The organism is Streptomyces millisiae, from assembly GCF_031845425.1.
Taxonomy (GTDB): Bacteria; Actinomycetota; Actinomycetes; order Streptomycetales; family Streptomycetaceae; genus Streptomyces; species Streptomyces millisiae.
In genome coordinates this window covers 31228-49816 of sequence record NZ_JAVREM010000050.1, presented here as the reverse complement: position 1 = coordinate 49816, position 18589 = coordinate 31228, and the positions used below count along the sequence as shown (strand labels likewise).

Sequence of the window (18589 nt, the reverse complement as noted above, 5' to 3'; positions counted from 1 at the left end):
GGCAGCAACAGCGAACGAACCGCCGCCCTCAACGACTACCTCCACACCTACAACTACCATCGCTGCCACACCGCACTCGAAGGCCAACCCCCGATCACCCGCGTTAACAACGCCGCGAGTCAATACACCTAGGCCGCCCACCGTTTCCGCCGCCCCCGAATCCAGAATGCCCGGCGCTGTCGGCGAGGCCTGCCGCCTGCGCCGATTATTCGATGGCGTGGACATGGTGCCAGAAACCGTAAATTCCGTCCTGTCTTCAGCAGGATTTGACCGTCAAAGGGGCGCAGGGCTGGCAGCCTTCGGACGCGAGGGTGGACGGAGCCAGTGACAAAGAACGCGCGAGCGGTTGCGGTCTATCCGTTATAGCGGACGACCAGGGGCGGGTCGAGTGGGGCGGCCACAGCATGCCCGTCGAGATCGGCGGACAGCTCGTCCGACCCGACGACCTGGTCGTCGCCGACGGCGACGGCGCCATCATCGTGCCCGAGGAACTCATCGACGACGTGCTCACCTACGCTAACCAGGAATCCGAGAGCGACAAGCGCGCCCGCGCGCTGCTCTTCGACCGCCTCGGCATCCCGCGCAACGTGAGCACGGAGTCCGCCTTCGACGTCGAGCCGCACCCCTACGCCCTCACCGCAGATGCCCTCGACAAACGCCTCAAGCGGGCCTGAGCACCGGGGCGCCGAGCAGGACCATCGCTACTCGGCGCCCCGCCCGCCCGTGGCCTTCCTTGCTCACGAGGACTGCCCCGTCTCCGGCGAGACGTACACTGCGGCGGTGGTCGGTCGCGCGCGGTTCTTCGTCGGCGGGACCCGGGGTTACGGCAACGACCCTGTCGATCGAGGGCGTGTGCGAGCACTTCGCGGATATTCGCGATGAGACGGGGCCGCGATCCCGAGGCACCCGGACGAGGAGATCTCCCACCTTCTGAAGGTCGTCGGTCCCAGTACCGAGTACTCGGACCACCTGTGCGGCGCGCGACTCGTGAGCCTGTACTTGCCACCTGGACTGGCTGCGGGGTCCCACGTCATCGCTGGTAGCGCGTGCGAGACTGAGTGCATGACGACCGACGTGGGAGACGCGCGGGCGCGAAGGGGCGGCAGGAAGCCCGGCCGACTGCCGACGATGCAGGACATCGCCGACCACGTCGGGGTGTCCCGTCAGCTGGTGTCGCTGGTGATGCGGGATGTTCCCGGCCCGAGCGCGGAGTCGAAGGAGCGCATCCTCGCGGCGGCGAGCGAACTCGGCTATCGGCCGAACGCGTCGGCGCGCCTGCTGCGTCAGAACCGCACGCGGCTTATCGGCGCCGTGTTCGAGATGCGTAACCCCTTCCAGGTGCGCTTCGTGGAGCGGCTGTTCGTCCGAGCCGCGGAGCGGGGCTTCGGCGTGGCACTCGGCCCCACCACCGTCGAGCGGCCGACGGACGTCGTCGTCTCCCAGCTGATGGAGGAACGGGTGGAGGCGCTGGTCGCCTTCAACCCCGATCCGACGTCGAACGCCCTGGCGGCGGCGTGCGATCTGGTCCCCGTGGTGTGGCTGGGGGAGTGGGTGCGGACGCCGGAGGTGGACAACGTCCACGTGGACGAGGTCGAGGGCCTTCATCTCGCGATCGAGCACCTTGTCGGGCTCGGGCACCGCGACATCGTCTACGTCGGTGGGCTCGGTGGGAACGTAGGCCGGGACCGTGCCGACGCCTACCGTGCCGCGATGGCCGAGTTCGACCTGGCGGATCGGATCGAGGTGCTCTCCAGCGACTTCTCGGAAGAGGGGGGCGCCGGTGCGGCTCGCCAACTCCTTGGGCGCGGCGAGCGTCCCACCGCCGTGGTGTGCTGTGGCGACCAGTGTGCCGTCGGCGTGCTGGCGGTGTTCGCGCGGGCGGATGTGCGGGTGCCCGAGGAGATCTCGGTGATCGGGTTCGACGACAGCTACCTGGCGTCGCTGTCCTACCACAGGCTGACGTCCGTTCGGCAGGATGTCGAGGCCACCGTCGAGGCGACCCTGACGTCGGCACTGGAGAGGATCGAGCGGGACGAGAGGCCCCGCCGGGTGACCGCGACGCGGACCGAACTCGTGGTACGTGAGTCGACCGGATCCGTCAGGACCGGGCCGTGACGCGCTGGCACGCCGTGGCGCCCCGGCCCTGGCGATCGCCAGGGGTCAACGGACGCCGCGGATGGGGACGATGGCAGCGGCCCCGATGGCGGCGATGACGCCAGCGCCCCAGAGCAGTACGGGGTAGTTGTCGCCGCCGCCGAAGCCCAGCAGCAGGAGCCCCAGGGCCGGGGCCAGGGATTGGGGCAGGGAACTCGCGATGTTGAAGACCCCGAGGTCCTTGCCCGGCTTCTCCGGGTCCGGCAGAACGTCGACGACCAGCGCGGTGTCGACGGCTGAGTAGATCCCGTAGGCGAAGCCCATGATGATCTCGGCGAGGTAGAACGTGGTCATGCTGTCGGTGAAGGCGAGGATGACAAGGCCGATGCCGAACAGGAGGGTGGAGCCGGCGACGAAGATCTTGCGGCGGCGGAGCCGGTCGGACAGCCAGCCGGCGAGCGCGGTGCCAACCAACAGGGCGATCGTGTAGAAGAGCACGCCGTTGGCGACCGCGGCGACTGCGTCGTTCTCGCCGAGGCCGATGTGGTCCTGCATGTAGAGCAGCCGGTAGGTGGTGAACATGAAGTTCGCGAATATCAGGCAGAACCTTGACAACCAGACGAGGGCGAAGTCCGGATGGGCGACCGGGTTCGTCCAGAAGGCGCCGAGGATCTGGGGCAGGGCCAGCGGCTTGGCCGGCGTCTCCGGGAGGCGGTCGGGGGTGACGAGTACGTAGCCGATGACGCAGGCGACGCCCAGCACGCCGGGTGCGATGAACAGGACGGGTAGGTTGTCGACAAGCAGGACCGCGCCGTAGGTGCCGGCGAGGACCGAGACGTTCTGCGCCACGGCGATGGCGCTCGACACGCGGGCACGCTGTGCCTCGGGGACGTTGTCGGCGAAGCTCGCGATCAGTGCGGCGAACGCGGCGTTCGACCCGAGTTGGCAGAACAGCCAGGCGATGGTCAGCGTGAGGACGTTCGTGCTCGCGGCGATCGCGGCCAGGCCGGCGAGCAGTGCCACGATGCCGCCGAGGAGCCAGGGCTTGCGGCGCCCCCAGCGCGTCCGCGTCGCGTCGCTCAACGCTCCGAAGAGCGGGTTCCCGATCAGGGCGCCGATGGCGCCGATGGGTAGCACGATCCCGATGACAGCCGCGGGGTCGTCGGGATTCAGTTCCTCCGCCTTGAGCTGCATGCTTACGAACACCGGCGAGAGGATCGCCACGAAGATCCCGAACTGTGCCACCCCCAGGGCGGTGATGTACGAGGTCCGTACGGGCCGCGGGGGAGCCGGGGTCGCATGCGGGCGGGCCGGAGATTCTGTCGACATCGACGCCTCCTTGAGTCGTGTGCGAACGCCCAACAGCACCTCGAGCCGGTGATTTAGCTCGTGCTAAGGTGGGCGCTGGCCAGACTTTAGCTCGTGCCAACTGTCTCGACAATGAGTTGAACGGGAGCGACGACATGCCGCCTTCTCGACTGCCGGAACCCGAGCTCTACCTGCCTGGCACGGGAGAACCCTCGCTCCGGTGGGGCATCGTCGGACCGGGGTGGATCGCGGGCGAGTTCGCGAGCGCGTTGCGCTCCCACACCGCGCAGCGGGTCGTGGCCGTCTCCTCCCGCTCACGCGCACGGGCGGAGAGGTTCGCCACCGGTCACGGCATCGAGCACGCCCTCGGCACCACCGAGCAGTTGGTGACCCACCCGGAGGTCGACGTCGTCTACGTCGCGACGCCACAGAGCGAGCACCTCGACATCGGGCTGGCGGCGATCGCGGCGGGCAAGCACGTGCTGATCGAGAAGCCGATCACGGTGACCGCCGCCGAAGCACGGAAGTTGGCCGACGCGGCCCGCTCGGCAGGGGTGCTGGTGATGGAGGCGATGTGGAGCCGCTACCTGCCCCAGGCGTCAGTGATCCGTCGGCTTCTCGCGGACGGCGCGCTCGGGGAGGTGCGTGCCGTGTTCGCCGACCACGGGCAGGCCATCACGGCGGACCCCGGGCACCGCCTCCACCGGCCCGAGCTCGGCGGCGGGGCGCTGCTGGATCTGGGCATCTATCCGGCGCAGTTCTCCTCGATGGTGCTCGGCGCGCCGACCCGCGTCGTCGCCGTGGGCGGCATGACCGAGACGGGCGTGGACGCGTACTCGACGCTGGTACTCAGCCACGGGGACGGCGCGCAGTCGACGCTGTACTCGTCGATCCTCACGCGCACCCCGACGACCGCCGTGATCGCCGGGTCCGAGGCGACGATCACCGTCGACGGCGCCTTCTACACGCCGACATCCTTCACCCTCGCCCCGAGCGACGACCCGTCAGGGCCGGTGCTCACCTGGAGCGATCCGACGGGGTTGCGGCGATTCGACGGGCTGTCGTGGGAGGCCACGGCGCTGGCCCGGTTCGTCGGCGAGGGCCGCACCGAGTCCCCGGTGCACACGCTGGAGGAGACCGTGTCGATCCTCGCCACCATCGACCAGGCGCGAGCGCAGCTCGCCGCGTTCTGACCACCCGCCACTCGGAGGGACCTTCCGTGACCGACCTCATCGCCACGCTGGAACGCCAGGAGCGGGAGCTGGTGTTCGACGCCTTCGACCACGACGACGCGTGGCGTCTCGGTACCCGCATCACCACGCTCGCTCAGGAGGCCGGCCACCGGGTCGGCATCGACATCCGCCGACCAGGACTGGTCCTGTTCCGCGCCGCCCTACCGGGTATCACCCCCGACCAGGAGACGTGGATCGCGCGGAAGGCCGCGGTCGTCCTGCGCATGGAAGCCAGCAGCGCGCTGGTGGACGCTCGACTGTCCGCCGCGGGCGTCGACCCGGTCGCGAGTGGGTGGCTGGGCGCCGAGTACGCGGTGACCGGTGGGTCCTTCCCGATCCGGGTGCGGGGCGTCGGTGTCGTCGCGGCCGCCACCGCCTCGGGGCTGGCCTCGCTGGAGGACCACGAGCTGATCGTGGCGGGCGTTCGCGCCTTTCTGGCCGAAGGGGACAACAAGTGAGCGGGCAGGGGCCCTTCCGGCGGCTGGCGGTCGGTCAGTTGGCTCGCATCCGCGTCTGGGACCGCGCCACCGGGACGGCGCACACGGTGTTCGAGACACCTGACCGCCTCTACGAGGCGCCGAACTGGACCCCCGACGGCCAGTTGCTGGTCAACGGGGACGGCAGGCTCTGGCTGCTCCCGGCCGACGGTTCTGGCCCGCCCCGGGAGATCCCCACGGCGGGGCTGCCCGCCGTCAACAACGACCATGTCCTCGCCCCCGACGGGGCGACGGTGTTCGCGTCGGCCAACGACTGGCACATCTGGGAGGTCCCGCTCGACGGAGGCCTCGCCCGCCGCGTCACCGCCGACGACGGCGGGATGCACTTCCTGCACGGCATAAGCCCCGACGGACGGCGTCTCGGCTATGTCCGCCTCGATCCGGAGGGCGACAACTGGTGGGCGTCGGCCACCATCCACACCGTCGGCCTCGACGGAGAGGACGATGTCGCCGTCACCACGGATCCGGGACCGGCGGACGGGTGCGCGTGGACGCCGGACGGCGAGTGGATCGTCTTCAACACCGAGCAGTTCTCCGACACGCCGGGCCACGCCCAGCTCGCCCGGATCCGGCCGGACGGGACGGAACTCGAACAGCTCACCTTCGACGAGCGCGTGAACTGGTTCCCGCACGTCGCGCCGACCGGCGATGTCGCCGTCTACCTCAGCTACCCGCCGGGCACGACCGGGCACCCGGCGGACCTGCCCGTCGAACTGCGGCTGGTGACGGTCGGCGCCTGGCGGGAGCCCACCACGCTGGTCGCCCTCCACGGTGGGCAGGGCACGATCAACGTGCCGAGCTGGGCGCCCGACGGGTCGGCGTTCGCCTTCGTCGACTACCCCTTCGACCAGCGGAGCGAGCTGGTCGCCGAGTGACCGAGAAGGAGACCGCGATGACCCTGAAACACCGCACGGCGATCAACCCCCTGCCGTGGATCCTCGGCGACGGCGGCTACCGGCTGGACCGCGCCGTCCTGGACGAGGCGATGGCCGCGCTCGCCGAGGTCGGCTTCACGCATCTGACGATCGAGCTGCCGCCCGAGATGTCCCCGGCCGAGTACGGCGCGCTGCTCGCGGACCACGCGCTCGCGCCGGCACCCGGGTACTTCTCCGCGCCGTTCCACGAGCGCGCCCGCCACGACGACGCCGTCGAGGCGATCAGACGGCACGCGCGGGCCCACCTCGAACTCGGCGTGGACAGTGCCTTCATCGCCGCTGACCTGTTGCCCGAGCGGATGGCGCGGCCAGCCGTCGGTACGGGACACGACATGGATCGGACGCTCGTGGTGGCCGAGGGGCTCGCTGCCGCGGCGGAGGCGGCCGCCGCCGAGGGCGTGCGGTATGGGCTGCACCCGCACGTCGGCACCGCGGTGGAGATCGAGCGTGAGGTACGTGACGTGCTGGACGCCACCGCCGGCAGTGCGTTGTGGTTCGGCCCCGACACCGGCCACCTGCGGTGGGCCGGCATGGTGCCGGAGAAGCTCGTCGGCGACTACGCCGACCGGGTGTTGAACGTCCATCTCAAGGACGTCGACGCCGCCGCGGCGGAGGCCGCACGGGAGCGCGACGAGGACTACGCGACCGCGACCGGGAGGTCGAGGGTGTGGATCGAGCCGGGGCGCGGCGCGATCGACTTCGACGCGGTCCTCGCCGCGCTGCCAGCGGGGTTCAACGGCTGGTTCGTCATCGAGGTGGACGTGCCGAACCTCCCGACCCCCACCGAGAGCAGTGCCGCCTCGCTGGCGTTCCTGCGGGACCACCCGTACTTCACGGCGAGGACCGGGGGCGCCTCGTGACGGCCGGGGTGACGGCCGGCGTGGGAACGCCGCGGGTGGCGATCATCGGCACCGGCATGATCGCGGCGGCCCATCTGCGCGCCGCCCGCGACGCCGGCGCCACGGTGATCGGCGTGCTCGGCTCCCGTCCCGAGAGGTCGCGGGAGGCCGCGGCGCGGTGGGGCGTCCCGACCGGGTATCCCGACCTGGCCGAGTTGCTGGCGGCGCGGCCGGATGTCGTGCATGTTTGCACCCCCAACGACACGCACGTCGACTACGCGCGCGCCGTGGTGGACGCACGCATGCACCTGGTCGTCGAGAAGCCCGTCGCCACCGACCTGGCCGACGCCCGCGAGCTGGCGGCGGCCGTCCGGGCGGCCGGCACGGTCGCGACGGTGCCGTACGTGTACCGATACCACCCACTGGTGCGGGAGATCCGCGAGCGCCGGCGGTCCGGCGAGTTGGGCGAGACGCTGCTCGTGCACGGCTCCTACCTCCAGGACTGGCTGCTCTCACCGGGCGCCTCGACCTGGCGCGTCGACCCGAGAACCGGCGGCGCCTCGCGCGCGTTCGCGGACATCGGTTCGCACTGGGCGGACCTGGCCGAGTTCGTCTCGGGCGAGCGGTTCGCCGCCGTCTGCGCCAGCACCTCGATCGCCTACCCCACCAGGCCCGCCGCGTCGGGACCATCCTTCAGCGGCGACGCCCGCGGTGACCGCGTGCCCGTGGCGACCGAGGACATCGCGGTGGCGACGTTCCGCACCGAGCGGGGCGTGCTCGCCAACACCGTCGTCTCCCAGGTCTCCGCCGGCCGGAAGAACCGGCTCTGGCTGGAACTCGACGGATCGCTGAAGTCGGCCGTGTTCGACCAGGAGCAGCCCGAGTCCGTGTGGTTCGGAACCGAGCACGGCGCCACCGTCCTCCGGCGGGGCGAGGGGGACGCCGCGGTCGACCAGGCCCGGCTCAACCGTGTGCCGCCGGGGCACCCGCAGGGGTGGCCCGACGCGTTCGCCGCGTTCTGCGCCGACACCTACGCCGCCGTGCGCGGCGAGGAGCGCGAGGGACTGCCGACGGTCGACGACGGGCTGCGATCCGTCGAGATCGTCGACGCGCTGCTGCGCAGCGCCGCGTCCGGCGCCTGGACGACGATCGGCCCCGCGGGTGGCGGGGAAGGCGTCATGCCGCACGCCCGCCCGACGGAAGAGGAGGTTCCGCGATGAGCGAGATCGAGACGTTCGACGATGAGGGGTTCGAGGACCTGTTCGACGGGCTGAGCCTCGACGGTTGGCATCCGGTCCCTCGGGTCTACGGCACCGTGTATCCGGGCGGCCCCGACGTCGCCGAGATCTTCGCCGAACTCGGCATCGAACCGCCGGTCGAGCCGGAGAAACACCCCGCCGTGTGGCGAGTGGAGGACGGCCACATCGTCGGCGAACAGGAGACGCCGGGCTACGGCGGCTACCTCGTCAGCGACCAGACCTTCGGCGACTTCGAACTCGTCGTCGAGGCACGACCCGACTGGCCCGCCGACACCGGAATCATGCTCCGCCGCAGGCCCGACACCTGGGAGGGCTTCCAGGTGCTGCTCGACCACCGCGAGTCCGGCGGCATCGGCGGGTTCTTCGGCAACGGCCTCGCGAGCTTCTCGGCGGTGCCCTTCGCCGTCGTGTCGGTCAAGGACGAGCACGGGACGCCGATCGGCCTGGCCGCCGACGACCCCGCCACCTCCGCGGAACCCGTCACCCCGGAGAAGATCGCCCGCCTCAGCTACGCCGCCGGCGTGCAGGACTTCCTGCGGGTGTGGCGGTGGGGCCAGTGGAACGAACTGCGGATCCGCTGCGTCGGCCCCCTGCCCACCATCACGACCTGGGTGAACGGACTGAAGATCGCCGAACTCGACACCGCCACCCTCGACTCGCCCAACTACGACCCACGGGCGGTACTCGACACCCTCGGCCCGCGAGGCCACATCGCGTTCGAAGTCCACGACAACGACGCCCTGTTCGGCGAAGCCCGCTGGGGCACGGGAGCGCAGTGCCGCTGGCGGAACATCCGCATCAAGGACCTGACCACGGCGTCCAACGCCTGAAGACGAGGGAAAGCCCGGCCGGCGCGGGCCGGCACCGGATGCGGCGCCGCGGTAGAGACTCTGGGCTCCCACCGCGGCACGGTGCCGACCTCGCCCTACAAGCACACTTCGGTTCAGCGGAGTCGCAGCGCGTGGTCCCCCGGGGGAAGGGTTTGTGTGGTTCCGTCGGGGTGGACGAACTCCACCTCGACCGGGCTGCGCACCTCGACGTCGCGGCCGTCGATCCTCACCTCGACGGGGCCGGACGGTGACGGCACCGCGCCCGCGAGACGGCGGAGGTTTCCGGGGCGTGGGGCGATCCGTGCGGTGCGGAAGCCGGGTGAGCCCGGTTGGATGCCGAGGACGTGGGCGACGAGGTCCCGCGCGGGGGTGGCGCTCCAGCCGTGTGCGGGCGTTCCCCATCCCCAGCACTCGCCGAAGGTGTCGTATCCGTCGGTGAGGAACGCGGCCCACCTGCGGAGGAGTTCGGGGAGCCGGTCGGCGTGGCCGGCGAGCGCGACCGCGTCGTGCGTGACATGGCTGAAGAAGGGCTGGGCGATGACGATCTGGGATTCGACGTCCCAGTCGGCCGACAGCGGGCGGAGGGTCTGCTCCGTCATCCGCTCCAGGTCGTAGGAGCCGTCCTCGCGGCCGATCCACGAGCGGACGACGAGCCGCTCGGGATCGGTGATCGCGCGGGCGATCGCCGACCACCGTTCGCGGGGGGCGAGCCCTGAGACGATCGCGGCCGCGCCGGCGGCCTGCGAGGCGGGCAGGCGCGGCTCGCCGTCCACGATGTGGTCGATGTAGAGGCCGCGTCGCGCGTCCCAGAAGTCCTCGAAGCCCTCGCGCGCCCGCTCGTGGAGCCCTCGGGCCCACCGGGCGCGGCCGTGGTCGCCCAGCGCGTCGGCGATCTCGGCGAACTCGCGGAGCCCGCGGGCCCACAGGGCGGTCAGGATGGAGCTGCGGCCGTTCAGGAAGAGGCTCGCCCAGTCGACGAGGTTCCACTCGGGCACGTCGCTGAGCGTGCCGTGTTCGTCGAGTGAGCGGGCGAACCACCGGAGGACGCCCTCGGCGGTGGAGAGGTGCGCGCGAAGGAACTCCTCGTCGCCCTCGTACCGGTAGAGGTTGTGCAGGCCGTGGATCCAGCTGAGCGACCAGTCGCCGATCGTGAGCCCGCCGCCGCTCTCGATCTCGCCGACCACGCTCATCGGCAGGATGCCGTCGGGGCGGGGCGAGTCGCTGAGCGCGACGTAGTTGCGGGCGAGTCCCCAGTCGGTGTTGGTGGTCAGGTCGACCAGTTGGTGCACGACGGCGTCGCCCACCCAGGCTCGCTGCTCGCGCGTCGGGCAGTCCGTGTAGGCGTCCGTGGAGTTGACCTCGACGGTGCGCACCGCCGCGCGGTAGAGCGCGACGAGCTGTTCGTCGTCGCACGTGAAGTACGCCTCGCCGGTGCGGGGGTAGAGGTGTTCGCGCACCCTGAGCCCGCGCACGGTGGCCGCTCCGCCGTGCACGATGACGTGCGCGTGCCGGAACCCGTTGATCTCCATCGCGTGGAAACCCTCGTCGTCCCCGCGCGCGATGTAGCGGGCGCCGGTGACCGGGTCGGTGAACGACGCGTCCGCCGCGGGATCGTACGGCCTTTCCCGGTAATAGAGCTCGACGTGCGTGCCCGGGGCGGCCGCGATGTCAAGGCTGACGATGCCGGCCACGATCCGGCCGAAGTCGAAGGCGAGATGCAGCGCGCCGTCCGCGTCCCCGGGCCACGGCACGGGCAGTTCGGCGTCGACCGGTTCACGCGCGGGCGTCGCGAGCACCTGGCGTGCCCTGGCGACGGGACTGTCGGACGCCCACGCGGGCAACGGATGGACCGCGCCGGCGGCGAGCCGCGCCGTGACGATGTCGCCGCCCAGGTGGGAGATGCCGCGCGGCAGGAGCGGCCCGTACGGGTAGGCCGGCGGCCGGGTGCGGCCCTGGGCACCGGTGTGCGTGGTGGCGACGACGCTCGCGCGCGGCCACGTCGAGTCGTCGAAACCCACCAGGTTCCAGCCCGCGTCGAGCTGTCGCGCGTCGAAGATCTCCAGGGGGAGGCCGATCTCGCGGTCCGACGGCAGCGTCCACGCCGTCGACCGGATCGAGCGCCAGGAGTCGTCGGTCACGAGCAGCTCGTCGTCGACGACGCACTCCGCGACGAGTGCCGCGTCCTGACCGAGGGCGGAACCGCCGGCCGCCGGCATCCACCACGACGTGGCCTCGCCGTAGTAGGTCACGACCACCGCGACGACGTTCACGCCCTCGGTGAGCGCGGCCGTGATGTCGTACTCGTCGTAGCGCAGCCGGTACGGCTGGGACCGCGCCGGCCCACGCCCGATCTCGGTGCCGTTGACCCAGAGCACATACCGTGCGTCGGCGGTCAGCCGTATCGTCGCCGTGGTCGGCGCGGCGGCGAGCTCGACGGTGCGCCGGAACAGCGCCCGGGAGAAGCCGGCGTGCCTCCCGCCACCCGACATGGCGCTGGGGTCCTCGGGGACCGGCGGTGGTTCGGCCGCGATCCAGTGCCCGGCCCAGCGGGCGACCCGTCCGGGCCGGGGGGTGCGGGGGAATGCGTCGGTGCTCATCGTTCTCGGCCCTCTCCTCGGCGGCACGGGCAAGCGCGGGGCACACCACTAAAGCAGACCTACCAACATGTCGGTAGGTCTCTCGTTCGAGATCCCGCCGTGAGAGTCTGTGCGGTGTGCGGACCAGCGGACAGCCAGACCCCCAGCAGCGCATACTCGACATCGCCGAACAGGTGTTCGCGGAGCGGGGCTACCGTGGCGGCTCCCTCAACGAGGTGGCCAAGCGCTCCGGGTACACCCGGGCAGGAGTGCTCCACCACTTCCCGAGCAAGGAGGCCCTGCTGCTGGCCCTGCTCGACCGGCGGGACGAGCGCCTGCACACCTACGGCGACCCGGGAGACCAGGAAGAAGGGTTCTCGGAGTTCCTGGACGGGATGCCGGAGACCGTGCGCCGCATCCTCGACGACCGCGTCCTCGTCCAGCTCGCCCACGCCCTCACGAGCGAGGCGTCCCACCCCGACCACCCCGCGCACGAGTGGACCGCGAAGCGACACAGGGCGCTGCGCACCAGGTCCGCCAACGCGATCCGCCGTTCGATCGATCGGGGCGAACTCCCTCCCGACACCGACCCCGACGCGCTCGCCGCAGTGATCCTCGGGGCCGTCGAAGGCGTCGAGGCCCAGTGGCTGATCGACCCCGACGTCGACCCGGAACGGTGCGCGCGGACACTCCTGTCCATGCTCCGAGCCCTCGCCTCCCGCACGCCATAGGAGGCCGGCACGCCTGACGCACGGACCTCGCCCTCGCGCTCCCGGCATCGGTGGTCGGTGGGGTGTCGGCGACGGGAGATGCGGTGGCCGTTCCCGTCGCCGACACCGTGGGCGTGATCAGGTGGTGGCTGGGGCGAGGATCATGTCGACTGTGCGGTGGGCGATCCTCCAGTGTGCGTCGTCGAGTCGGTAGTGGTCGACGAGTTCGACGAGGTGGCCGGCGTTCGCCGCCTGGTAGCGGGCGGGTCCTTCGCCGGTGGGGGTGGGTCCGCCGTAGGCGATCAGGGTGATGGTGCCCTGGGCGGTGGTGTCCCCGAAGGTGTGGAAGTGCTGGTTGGTCAGCAGGTGCCGGATGGTCTGCTCGGGCCCGGGGCGGGTGTTGAGCAGGCCCCGGATCTCGGTGTGGCCGCGCAGCGTGCGTCCTCTTACCTCGTATACGGCGTCGGGGGCGAAGAACGCGAGGAGGGCGTCGTACTCGCGGCGGTCGTAGTGGTGGAAGAAGGCCGTGTTGAGCCGGGTCAGCGACCAGGCCGTGGCCTCCTCGGGGGTCACGCCGCCTGCTCCTTGGGTGCGGCGTTGTCGGGGCTGGTGCGGGTCTTGAGGACGAAGTCGAAGTCCATGGTCCGGTATGGGCCCTGGAAGCCGTGTGCGGCGATGTCCTCGGGGTCCTCGTGCAGGCGGGTGTCGGCCTGCAGGGCAGGGTGGGCGAGCTTGGGGCCGACGAAGTCGACGGGGATGACGGGGTCTCCCCTGAAGTAGATCTCGCCGCGCCAGGGGGTGAGGAGGTCGGGGTGGTGGACCTCGTAGTGGATGTGGGCCGGGCGGTAGAGGCTGCGTCCGAGGGCCGCGGCGGCCTCGGGGACTCCGTCGACGGCCGTGACGTGGGGGTCGGCGTAGGCGACGGGGGTGATGGTGGTGAAGGTGTAGCGGCCTTCGGCGTCGGTGAACTGGTGGCCACGCAGGTTGTACTTGGGCACGCCATCGTCGTAGAGACCGGAGTAGTTGCCGTTGTTGGCGGCGTGGTAGATGTCCAGCTTGGCGCCCGTGAGGGGTCGGCCGTGGCCGTCGAGGACGCGGCCGGAGACGATCAGCGGGGTTCCGGGTTCGTCGGGCCGCATGGGCAGGGTGCCGGGGTTGTCGACGCGTGGGGAGTCGGGGAGGTAGGTGGGGCTGTTGACATCGTCGGAGGGGGTGTAGCCGTCGCGGCCGCCCTGGAAGAGTTCGCTGTACAGGGGCATGGCGATCAACGCCAGGGGGGCGCCGGTGGCCGTCTGCATCTTCTGCAGCAGGTCGGTGACGGCGTTGAGGTCGTCGAAGGTCAGTCCCTCCTCGTCGCGCAGGCGGGCCAGGGCGTCCTTGAACGCCTCGACCAGACGCACCGCGCGGGGGTTGATCAGTGCCGGGTCGACGTGGGACGGATCGATGGTGGTCATGCCGGTCTACTCCTCGAAGGGTGCTGCTCGCGGTGTCGGGGATCAGTCGGTCGGGGCGGGAGCGGAGCGGCGGGGCGCGGATGGATAAGCCGGTGCCGTCGGTCATGCCGCGGGTCCTGTCGGTGGGCCGAGTTCCTCGCGGATGGCGGGGGCGACCTCGGTGGCGAGGAGTTCGATGGAGCCGTGGACCATGGGGGCAGGCATGCCGCCGAAGTCGACCTGCCCCATGAACCGGTCGATGCCCAGGAGTTCGCGTTCGGTGAGGAGCTTGTCGACGATCTCCTGGGGGCTGCCGGCCATCAGCGCGCCGAAGGGGCTAGACAGGGCCCGGTACTCGTCGGGGCCGACGAGCCAGCCGCGCCCGCCGGGTGTCTTCGGCCGCAGGTACTCGCGGTAGTAGGGGTAGAGCTCCTCGCGGGCGCTCTGCGAGGTCTTGCCGACGTGGAAGTGGCTGGTGACGCCGAGGCGAAGGACGTCGGTGGCATATCCGACGGCCTGGCCCAGGGCGCGGTAGTGCTCGGTGAGCTGGCGGGCGCGTCGGATGTCGCCGCCGATGAGGCCGAGGACCATGGGGAGGCCGAGTCGGGCGGCGCGTTCGACGCTGGAGAGCGTGCCGCCCACCCCGAGCCACAACGGCAGCTTCTCCTGCTGGGGGCGGGGCGGCACGGGGAGGTCGTCGAGGGCGGGGCGGTGGCGGCCGGACCAGGTGACGCGCTCGTGGTCGCGGATGGCCAGCAGGAGGTCGAGTTTCTCGGCGAAGACGGTGTCGTAGTGGGCGGGGTCGATGCCGAAGAGGGTGAAGGCTTCGAGGAAGGCGCTGCGTCCGGCGATGATCTCGGCGCGGCCGTCGCTGAGATGGTCCAGGGAGGCGAAGTCCTGGTGGAGACGGACCGGGTCGAGGGTGGACAGGACGGAGACGGCACTGGTGAGGCGGATGCGGGTGGTGGCCTGGGCGATGGCGGCCAGCGGGACGGCCGGGTTGGCCACGGAGAAGTCGGGGCTGTGGTGCTCGCCGAGGCCGAAGACGTCGAGGCCGGCCTGGTCGGCGGCGATCGCGTAGGAGACGATCTCGCGGGTGCGGCGGGCGGGGTCGTGGAGGGTGCCCCTGGCGGGGTCGGTCTGCAGGTCGGACAGGGACAGGATGCCGATCTCCACGGCGGACTCCTCCTGAGTGGGTGGCTCCGGTCGACGCCGGCGCCGTCAGGGGCGGGTCAGTTGCTGATGGCGGGCATGGCTCGCCGGTAGCGGGTGTCGGTGAGCTGCGAGACGAGGAAGGCGGCGATGTCGGCGCGGCTCATCGCGGAGCCGACCCGGTCGTGGCCGAGGAAGCCGGCGCGGACGCGGCCAGCGGCGGGCCTGTTCGTCGGGTTGGTGATGCGGGCGAGGGTGTAGTCGAGGCCGGAGTCGGTGACGGCCCGGGTCATGCCCTTGAGGTCGGCCAGCGCGTTGGGGAACAGCAGCCCGGCCATGACGGGCAGGACCCGGTGCTTCCAGTGCGGCTTGTCGCGCGGGTCGGCCAGCGAGGGCGTGGCCAGGCCGACGAAGCGGGTCACCTTCCGCGCCTCCATCGCCTCGACGACGATCCGCGTCCCTTCGGTGAGCGGGGTGCCGGTCGCGGACCGTTTCAGGGACGGGCCGAGAGCGCTGATCACCGCGTCCGCGCCGGCCACCGCCTCCCCGACGGCGGCGGCGTCGGACAGCTGGCCGGTGATGACCGTGAGGCGAGGGTGGGTGAGGGCGAGCTTCGCGGGCGTACGGACCAGGGCGGTGACCTGGTAGCCGTCGTCCAGAAGCCGCTGGACGACGAGGCGGCCGATGGCGCCGGTCCCGCCGAAGACGGTGACACGCATGACGGGGTCCTTGGGGACGGGGTCAGAAGCTGTAGGGGCCGAAGCGGCCCCAGGCGACCAGGGCGGCCAGGACGAGCAGGACGGCGTTGAAGGCGATCGCGCCGGGCTCCTTGCGGCGGGCGTGGGTGATCGCGGCCAGGACCATCACCACGACCAGGCCGGTCGCCGCCAGCGGGGTCAGGACGGGGGCGATGCCGGTGGCCGCGGGCAGGATCAGCCCGAGGGCGGCGGCCAGCTCCACGACGCCGATGAAACGGACGATCGTCTGGGAGAAGTCGGCCACCCAGGGCAGGCTGTCGACCAGCTTCTCCTTGGGCTGGGTGGACTTCATGACACCGGCCATGGCGAACATGGCAGCCAGCACGGCCTGCACGATCCACAGGAAGACGTTCACGGTAGGAGTCCTTCGGTAACGAGGTGGGCCGGGGCCCTGGCGTGGGACGCACCGGCCGGTCAGGCGTCGAAGACGGCCTCGGCCCGGTCGCGGCGCCGATGCAGGTCCCAGTAGAGGGGGGCGATCTCCTCGGATGTGGCGGTGGGAAAGCCCTCGGGGCCCTCATCGCCGATCCAGACGTTGATCGCTACGTGGGCGGCGTGGACGCCGCTGCCGGCCAGTTCCTTGTTTAGGTTGATGACCCAGTTGCGCAGGGCCGCGCCGGCAGGGTTGACGTTGCCCAGCATCGGGACGGGGTCCACCGAGCCGCCGCCGGAGGTGAACAGGAGGGTGCCGGCGTCCGCCTCGCGCATCGCGGGGAGCACGGCACGGGCGGCGGTGACGGCGCCGTAGAAGACGTACTCGAGGTACGGCCGCAGGTTCTCCGCCGTCGTCTCGGAGGGGGTGGCGATGGTGAGGCCGGGCCCGGGTGCGTGTGAGGCCGGGGAGTACTCCAGCACGTCGATGCCGCCGAAGTGGTCAGCGGCGGCGTTCAGGCCGGCGGTCAGGGAGGGACGGTCCAGGACGTCGGCGGGGAACGCGGCGGCGGTGATGCCCTCGGCGCCGAGCTGGTCGACGAGGGCGTCGAGCTTCTGCCTGGTGCGGGCGATCAGGGCGACGTCGAAGCCGCTGCTGCCGAAGACACGGGCGATGGCCAGACCCATACCGGGGCCGGCGCCGACGATGGCGATGGTGGGCATGATGCGGCTCTTCCGAGTAGTGGCGTTCAGGAGCAGGTGATGGCGAGCTTGCCGAGTGCGCCGGTGCCGAAGGCGGCGAACGCCTCCGGGGCCCGCTCCAGCGGGTAGGTGGCGGTGACGGGTATGCGGAGCGCGCCGGAGGCCGCCTGTTCGGCCAGCGTGGACAGCGTCCGGGCGTTCGGGTCGGCCATGATCGGGTGGACGGTGACGCCCGGGTCTTCGACCGCGTCGGGGGTCAGGCCGAGGGGGGAGGCGATCCGTCCGCCGGGCCGCAGCAGGCCGGCGAGCTGGACGCCGTCGCCCGCCAGGTGCAGCACCACGTCCACGCCCTCCGGGGCGAGGACGCCGACCCGGGCGGCGAGATCGCCGGTGTAGTCGACCACGTCGACTTTCGTCCCGGTCAGGGCGGTGACGAAGTCGACCTCGGCGCCCGGGCGGGCGGTGGCGATGACGCGGGCGCCGCGGGCGGCCGCGAGCTGGACTGCCAGCGCGCCGACTCCGCCGGTAGCCCCGGAGACCAGCACCGTCTCGCCCTCGGCGAGGGCTACGGCCGCCAGGCTGTCCCAGGCGGCGGTCCCGGCCAGGCCGAGCGCGCCGGCGTTCGGCGCCGCCAGGCCCTCGGGGATCGCGGCGACACCGTGGGCGGCGGGCACGGTGACGTACTCGGCCAGCGAACCGGTGCCGAGATACGGCTTCATCACCACGCCGAAGACGGCGTCACCGACGGCGAAGCCGTCCACGCCCTCGCCGAGCTCCTCGACGATGCCGGCGAAGTCCTTGCCGACCACCAGCGGGAACCGGTGCTCCATCATCCCCTTCAGATAGCCGGCCGCCGTGGCGGCGTCGAAGCCGTTCACCGACGAGCCGACCACCCTCACCAGCACCTCGCCGGCCTCCGGCCGGGGGGTCTCGACCTCGGTCACGGCCAGGGCCGAAGGAACCTCATGCAGCGTGACAGCAAGCATGACCACACACCTTCCCATAAGTGGAACGGCCTTCCCGATTCCACTGCCGCCCAGCGTAACAACAAAAGTGGGCCGCCTGTTCCAGATAGGTAGGATGGGGTCATGACTTTCTCCGCAGCCCCCGAGGGCGCCTCGGACCAGCAGTCCGGAACGGGGCTGCGCGCGGATGCCGAACGCAACCGCGACCGCATCCTGGCCGCCGCCCGCCGCCTGTTCGCCACGGAGGGTCTCGGCGTCTCGATGGCCTCCGTGGCCCGCGAGGCCGGCGTCGGCAAAGCCACCCTCTCCCGCCGCTTCGCCACCCGGGACGAGCTCATCAACGCCGTCTTCGCCGACCGTATGAACGGCTACGCCGCCGCCGTCACCGACGCCCTGGCCGACCCCGATCCCTGGCGCGGATTCGTCGGCTACGTCCACGCCGTGTGCGCCATGCAGGCCGCCGACCGCGGCTTCGCGGACGTCCTGACCATGACTTTCCCCGCCGCCAAGGCCCTGGAAGCCCGCCGCGCCGAGGCCTACGACGGATTCCTCGAAGTCATCGCCCGTGCCAAGGCGACCGGTCATCTACGCGACGACTTCACCGACCGCGACCTTCCGATCCTGCTCATGGCCAACGCCGGCGTCATCAACGCCACCGGCGACGCCGCCCCCGACGCCTGGCGCCGCCTCGTCGCCCACATGCTCCGCTCCTACGCCGCACCCGGTGCGCCGATCCCGCCCATGCCCGACGTTCCACCGCCGGCCGCCCTCTACCGTGCCATGGTCCGCATCACCCACCCCGGCCCCCACGCCACCTGATGGGACGGGTCTCCTCGTGAACCCGGCGCGCGGCGTCGTGCCGAGAGACCGTTGTCGTTCGCGGGGCCGCGCCGCGTCGTCAGGTGTCAGCGCGCCGTGGTGGGAAAT

19 protein-coding genes and 1 pseudogene are annotated in these 18589 nt (G+C 71.4%); 11 read left to right on the top strand and 9 right to left on the bottom strand.

Annotation, left to right across the window (positions count from 1 at the left end; all coding sequences use genetic code 11):
* The 3 genes and pseudogenes from RNC47_RS26810 to RNC47_RS26800 form a co-directional block, all read left to right on the top strand.
* Positions 1-132, top strand: a pseudogene (locus RNC47_RS26810) (IS481 family transposase); the annotation flags it as partial.
* 272 nt (positions 133-404) lie between these two features.
* Positions 405-674: an RraA family protein gene (locus tag RNC47_RS26805; protein ID WP_311602323.1), complete on the top strand. Its 270-nt coding sequence runs from the start codon at positions 405-407 to the stop codon at positions 672-674.
* 388 nt (positions 675-1062) lie between these two features.
* Positions 1063-2115, top strand: coding sequence for a LacI family DNA-binding transcriptional regulator (locus tag RNC47_RS26800; protein WP_311602322.1), 1053 nt, complete (start codon positions 1063-1065; stop codon positions 2113-2115).
* A 45-nt stretch (positions 2116-2160) separates the two neighbouring features.
* Here the strand turns inward: RNC47_RS26800 and RNC47_RS26795 are convergent, their stop codons facing one another.
* Positions 2161-3423: an MFS transporter gene (locus RNC47_RS26795; RefSeq protein ID WP_311602321.1), complete on the bottom strand. Its 1263-nt coding sequence runs from the start codon at positions 3421-3423 to the stop codon at positions 2161-2163.
* Positions 3424-3557: 134 nt separating this feature from the next.
* Here RNC47_RS26795 and RNC47_RS26790 point away from each other — a divergent pair, with 134 nt between their 5' ends.
* The 6 genes from RNC47_RS26790 to RNC47_RS26765 are packed head-to-tail and all read left to right on the top strand — an operon-like array spanning position 3558 to position 8994.
* Positions 3558-4595, top strand: a complete 1038-nt coding sequence (locus RNC47_RS26790; protein ID WP_311602320.1) for a Gfo/Idh/MocA family protein — start codon at positions 3558-3560, stop codon at positions 4593-4595.
* Between the two features lie 26 nt (positions 4596-4621).
* A complete protein-coding gene (locus RNC47_RS26785) occupies positions 4622-5092 on the top strand; it encodes a heme-degrading domain-containing protein (protein WP_311602318.1) in 471 nt (156 codons plus the stop codon).
* Entirely contained in the window at positions 5089-6006 is a 918-nt protein-coding gene (locus tag RNC47_RS26780; RefSeq protein WP_311602316.1) for a TolB family protein, read from the top strand. The genes RNC47_RS26785 and RNC47_RS26780 overlap by 4 nt, the downstream gene beginning before the upstream one ends.
* A gap of 17 nt (positions 6007-6023) precedes the next feature.
* Positions 6024-6926 (top strand): sugar phosphate isomerase/epimerase family protein, encoded by a 903-nt coding sequence (locus tag RNC47_RS26775; RefSeq protein ID WP_311602314.1) that lies wholly within the window; start codon positions 6024-6026, stop codon positions 6924-6926.
* 20 nt (positions 6927-6946) lie between these two features.
* A complete protein-coding gene (locus RNC47_RS26770) occupies positions 6947-8125 on the top strand; it encodes a Gfo/Idh/MocA family protein (protein ID WP_311602313.1) in 1179 nt (392 codons plus the stop codon).
* A complete protein-coding gene (locus tag RNC47_RS26765) occupies positions 8122-8994 on the top strand; it encodes a 3-keto-disaccharide hydrolase (RefSeq protein WP_311602312.1) in 873 nt (290 codons plus the stop codon). Before RNC47_RS26770 ends, RNC47_RS26765 begins: the two co-directional genes overlap by 4 nt.
* Positions 8995-9107: 113 nt before the next feature.
* Here the strand turns inward: RNC47_RS26765 and RNC47_RS26760 are convergent, their stop codons facing one another.
* Positions 9108-11591: an alpha-L-rhamnosidase-related protein gene (locus tag RNC47_RS26760; protein ID WP_311602311.1), complete on the bottom strand. Its 2484-nt coding sequence runs from the start codon at positions 11589-11591 to the stop codon at positions 9108-9110.
* A 116-nt stretch (positions 11592-11707) separates the two neighbouring features.
* On the opposite strand from RNC47_RS26760, the gene RNC47_RS26755 reads away from it, so the two are divergent.
* Complete coding sequence (locus RNC47_RS26755) at positions 11708-12301, top strand: TetR/AcrR family transcriptional regulator (protein ID WP_311602309.1); 594 nt, start codon at positions 11708-11710, stop codon at positions 12299-12301.
* Between the two features lie 117 nt (positions 12302-12418).
* Here the strand turns inward: RNC47_RS26755 and RNC47_RS26750 are convergent, their stop codons facing one another.
* The 7 genes from RNC47_RS26750 to RNC47_RS26720 all read right to left on the bottom strand — a co-directional run bounded on the left by RNC47_RS26750 (position 12419) and on the right by RNC47_RS26720 (position 17683).
* Positions 12419-12853, bottom strand: a complete 435-nt coding sequence (locus RNC47_RS26750; protein WP_311602307.1) for a nuclear transport factor 2 family protein — start codon at positions 12851-12853, stop codon at positions 12419-12421.
* On the bottom strand, positions 12850-13734 hold the full coding sequence (locus RNC47_RS26745) for a dioxygenase family protein (protein WP_311602305.1): 885 nt from the start codon (positions 13732-13734) through the stop codon (positions 12850-12852). The genes RNC47_RS26750 and RNC47_RS26745 overlap by 4 nt, the downstream gene beginning before the upstream one ends.
* Positions 13735-13836: 102 nt before the next feature.
* On the bottom strand, positions 13837-14889 hold the full coding sequence (locus RNC47_RS26740) for an LLM class flavin-dependent oxidoreductase (protein ID WP_311602303.1): 1053 nt from the start codon (positions 14887-14889) through the stop codon (positions 13837-13839).
* A 56-nt stretch (positions 14890-14945) separates the two neighbouring features.
* Positions 14946-15584, bottom strand: coding sequence for an NAD(P)-dependent oxidoreductase (locus RNC47_RS26735; protein WP_311602302.1), 639 nt, complete (start codon positions 15582-15584; stop codon positions 14946-14948).
* A gap of 22 nt (positions 15585-15606) precedes the next feature.
* A complete protein-coding gene (locus tag RNC47_RS26730) occupies positions 15607-15978 on the bottom strand; it encodes a DoxX family protein (RefSeq protein WP_311602301.1) in 372 nt (123 codons plus the stop codon).
* 59 nt (positions 15979-16037) lie between these two features.
* Positions 16038-16718, bottom strand: a complete 681-nt coding sequence (locus tag RNC47_RS26725) for an SDR family NAD(P)-dependent oxidoreductase (RefSeq protein ID WP_311602299.1) — start codon at positions 16716-16718, stop codon at positions 16038-16040.
* Positions 16719-16744: 26 nt separating this feature from the next.
* Complete coding sequence (locus RNC47_RS26720) at positions 16745-17683, bottom strand: NADP-dependent oxidoreductase (protein WP_311602297.1); 939 nt, start codon at positions 17681-17683, stop codon at positions 16745-16747.
* 102 nt (positions 17684-17785) lie between these two features.
* Here RNC47_RS26720 and RNC47_RS26715 point away from each other — a divergent pair, with 102 nt between their 5' ends.
* Entirely contained in the window at positions 17786-18481 is a 696-nt protein-coding gene (locus RNC47_RS26715; RefSeq protein ID WP_311602296.1) for a TetR/AcrR family transcriptional regulator, read from the top strand.
* Positions 18482-18589: the final 108 nt, after the last annotated feature.

What these genes read in the sequence shown, in the direction of transcription:
- RNC47_RS26795 (WP_311602321.1), bottom strand. Translation starts at nt 3,423, where the DNA reads ATGTCGACAGAATCTCCGGCCCGCCCGCATGCGACCCCGGCTCCCCCG.
- RNC47_RS26735 (WP_311602302.1), bottom strand. Translation starts at nt 15,584, where the DNA reads ATGCGTGTCACCGTCTTCGGCGGGACCGGCGCCATCGGCCGCCTCGTC.
- RNC47_RS26720 (WP_311602297.1), bottom strand. Translation starts at nt 17,683, where the DNA reads ATGCTTGCTGTCACGCTGCATGAGGTTCCTTCGGCCCTGGCCGTGACC.
- RNC47_RS26805 (WP_311602323.1), top strand. Translation starts at nt 405, where the DNA reads ATGCCCGTCGAGATCGGCGGACAGCTCGTCCGACCCGACGACCTGGTC.
- RNC47_RS26760 (WP_311602311.1), bottom strand. Translation starts at nt 11,591, where the DNA reads ATGAGCACCGACGCATTCCCCCGCACCCCCCGGCCCGGACGGGTCGCC.
- RNC47_RS26800 (WP_311602322.1), top strand. Translation starts at nt 1,063, where the DNA reads ATGACGACCGACGTGGGAGACGCGCGGGCGCGAAGGGGCGGCAGGAAG.
- RNC47_RS26725 (WP_311602299.1), bottom strand. Translation starts at nt 16,718, where the DNA reads ATGCCCACCATCGCCATCGTCGGCGCCGGCCCCGGTATGGGTCTGGCC.
- RNC47_RS26745 (WP_311602305.1), bottom strand. Translation starts at nt 13,734, where the DNA reads ATGACCACCATCGATCCGTCCCACGTCGACCCGGCACTGATCAACCCC.
- RNC47_RS26765 (WP_311602312.1), top strand. Translation starts at nt 8,122, where the DNA reads ATGAGCGAGATCGAGACGTTCGACGATGAGGGGTTCGAGGACCTGTTC.
- RNC47_RS26775 (WP_311602314.1), top strand. Translation starts at nt 6,024, where the DNA reads ATGACCCTGAAACACCGCACGGCGATCAACCCCCTGCCGTGGATCCTC.
- RNC47_RS26715 (WP_311602296.1), top strand. Translation starts at nt 17,786, where the DNA reads ATGACTTTCTCCGCAGCCCCCGAGGGCGCCTCGGACCAGCAGTCCGGA.
- RNC47_RS26790 (WP_311602320.1), top strand. Translation starts at nt 3,558, where the DNA reads ATGCCGCCTTCTCGACTGCCGGAACCCGAGCTCTACCTGCCTGGCACG.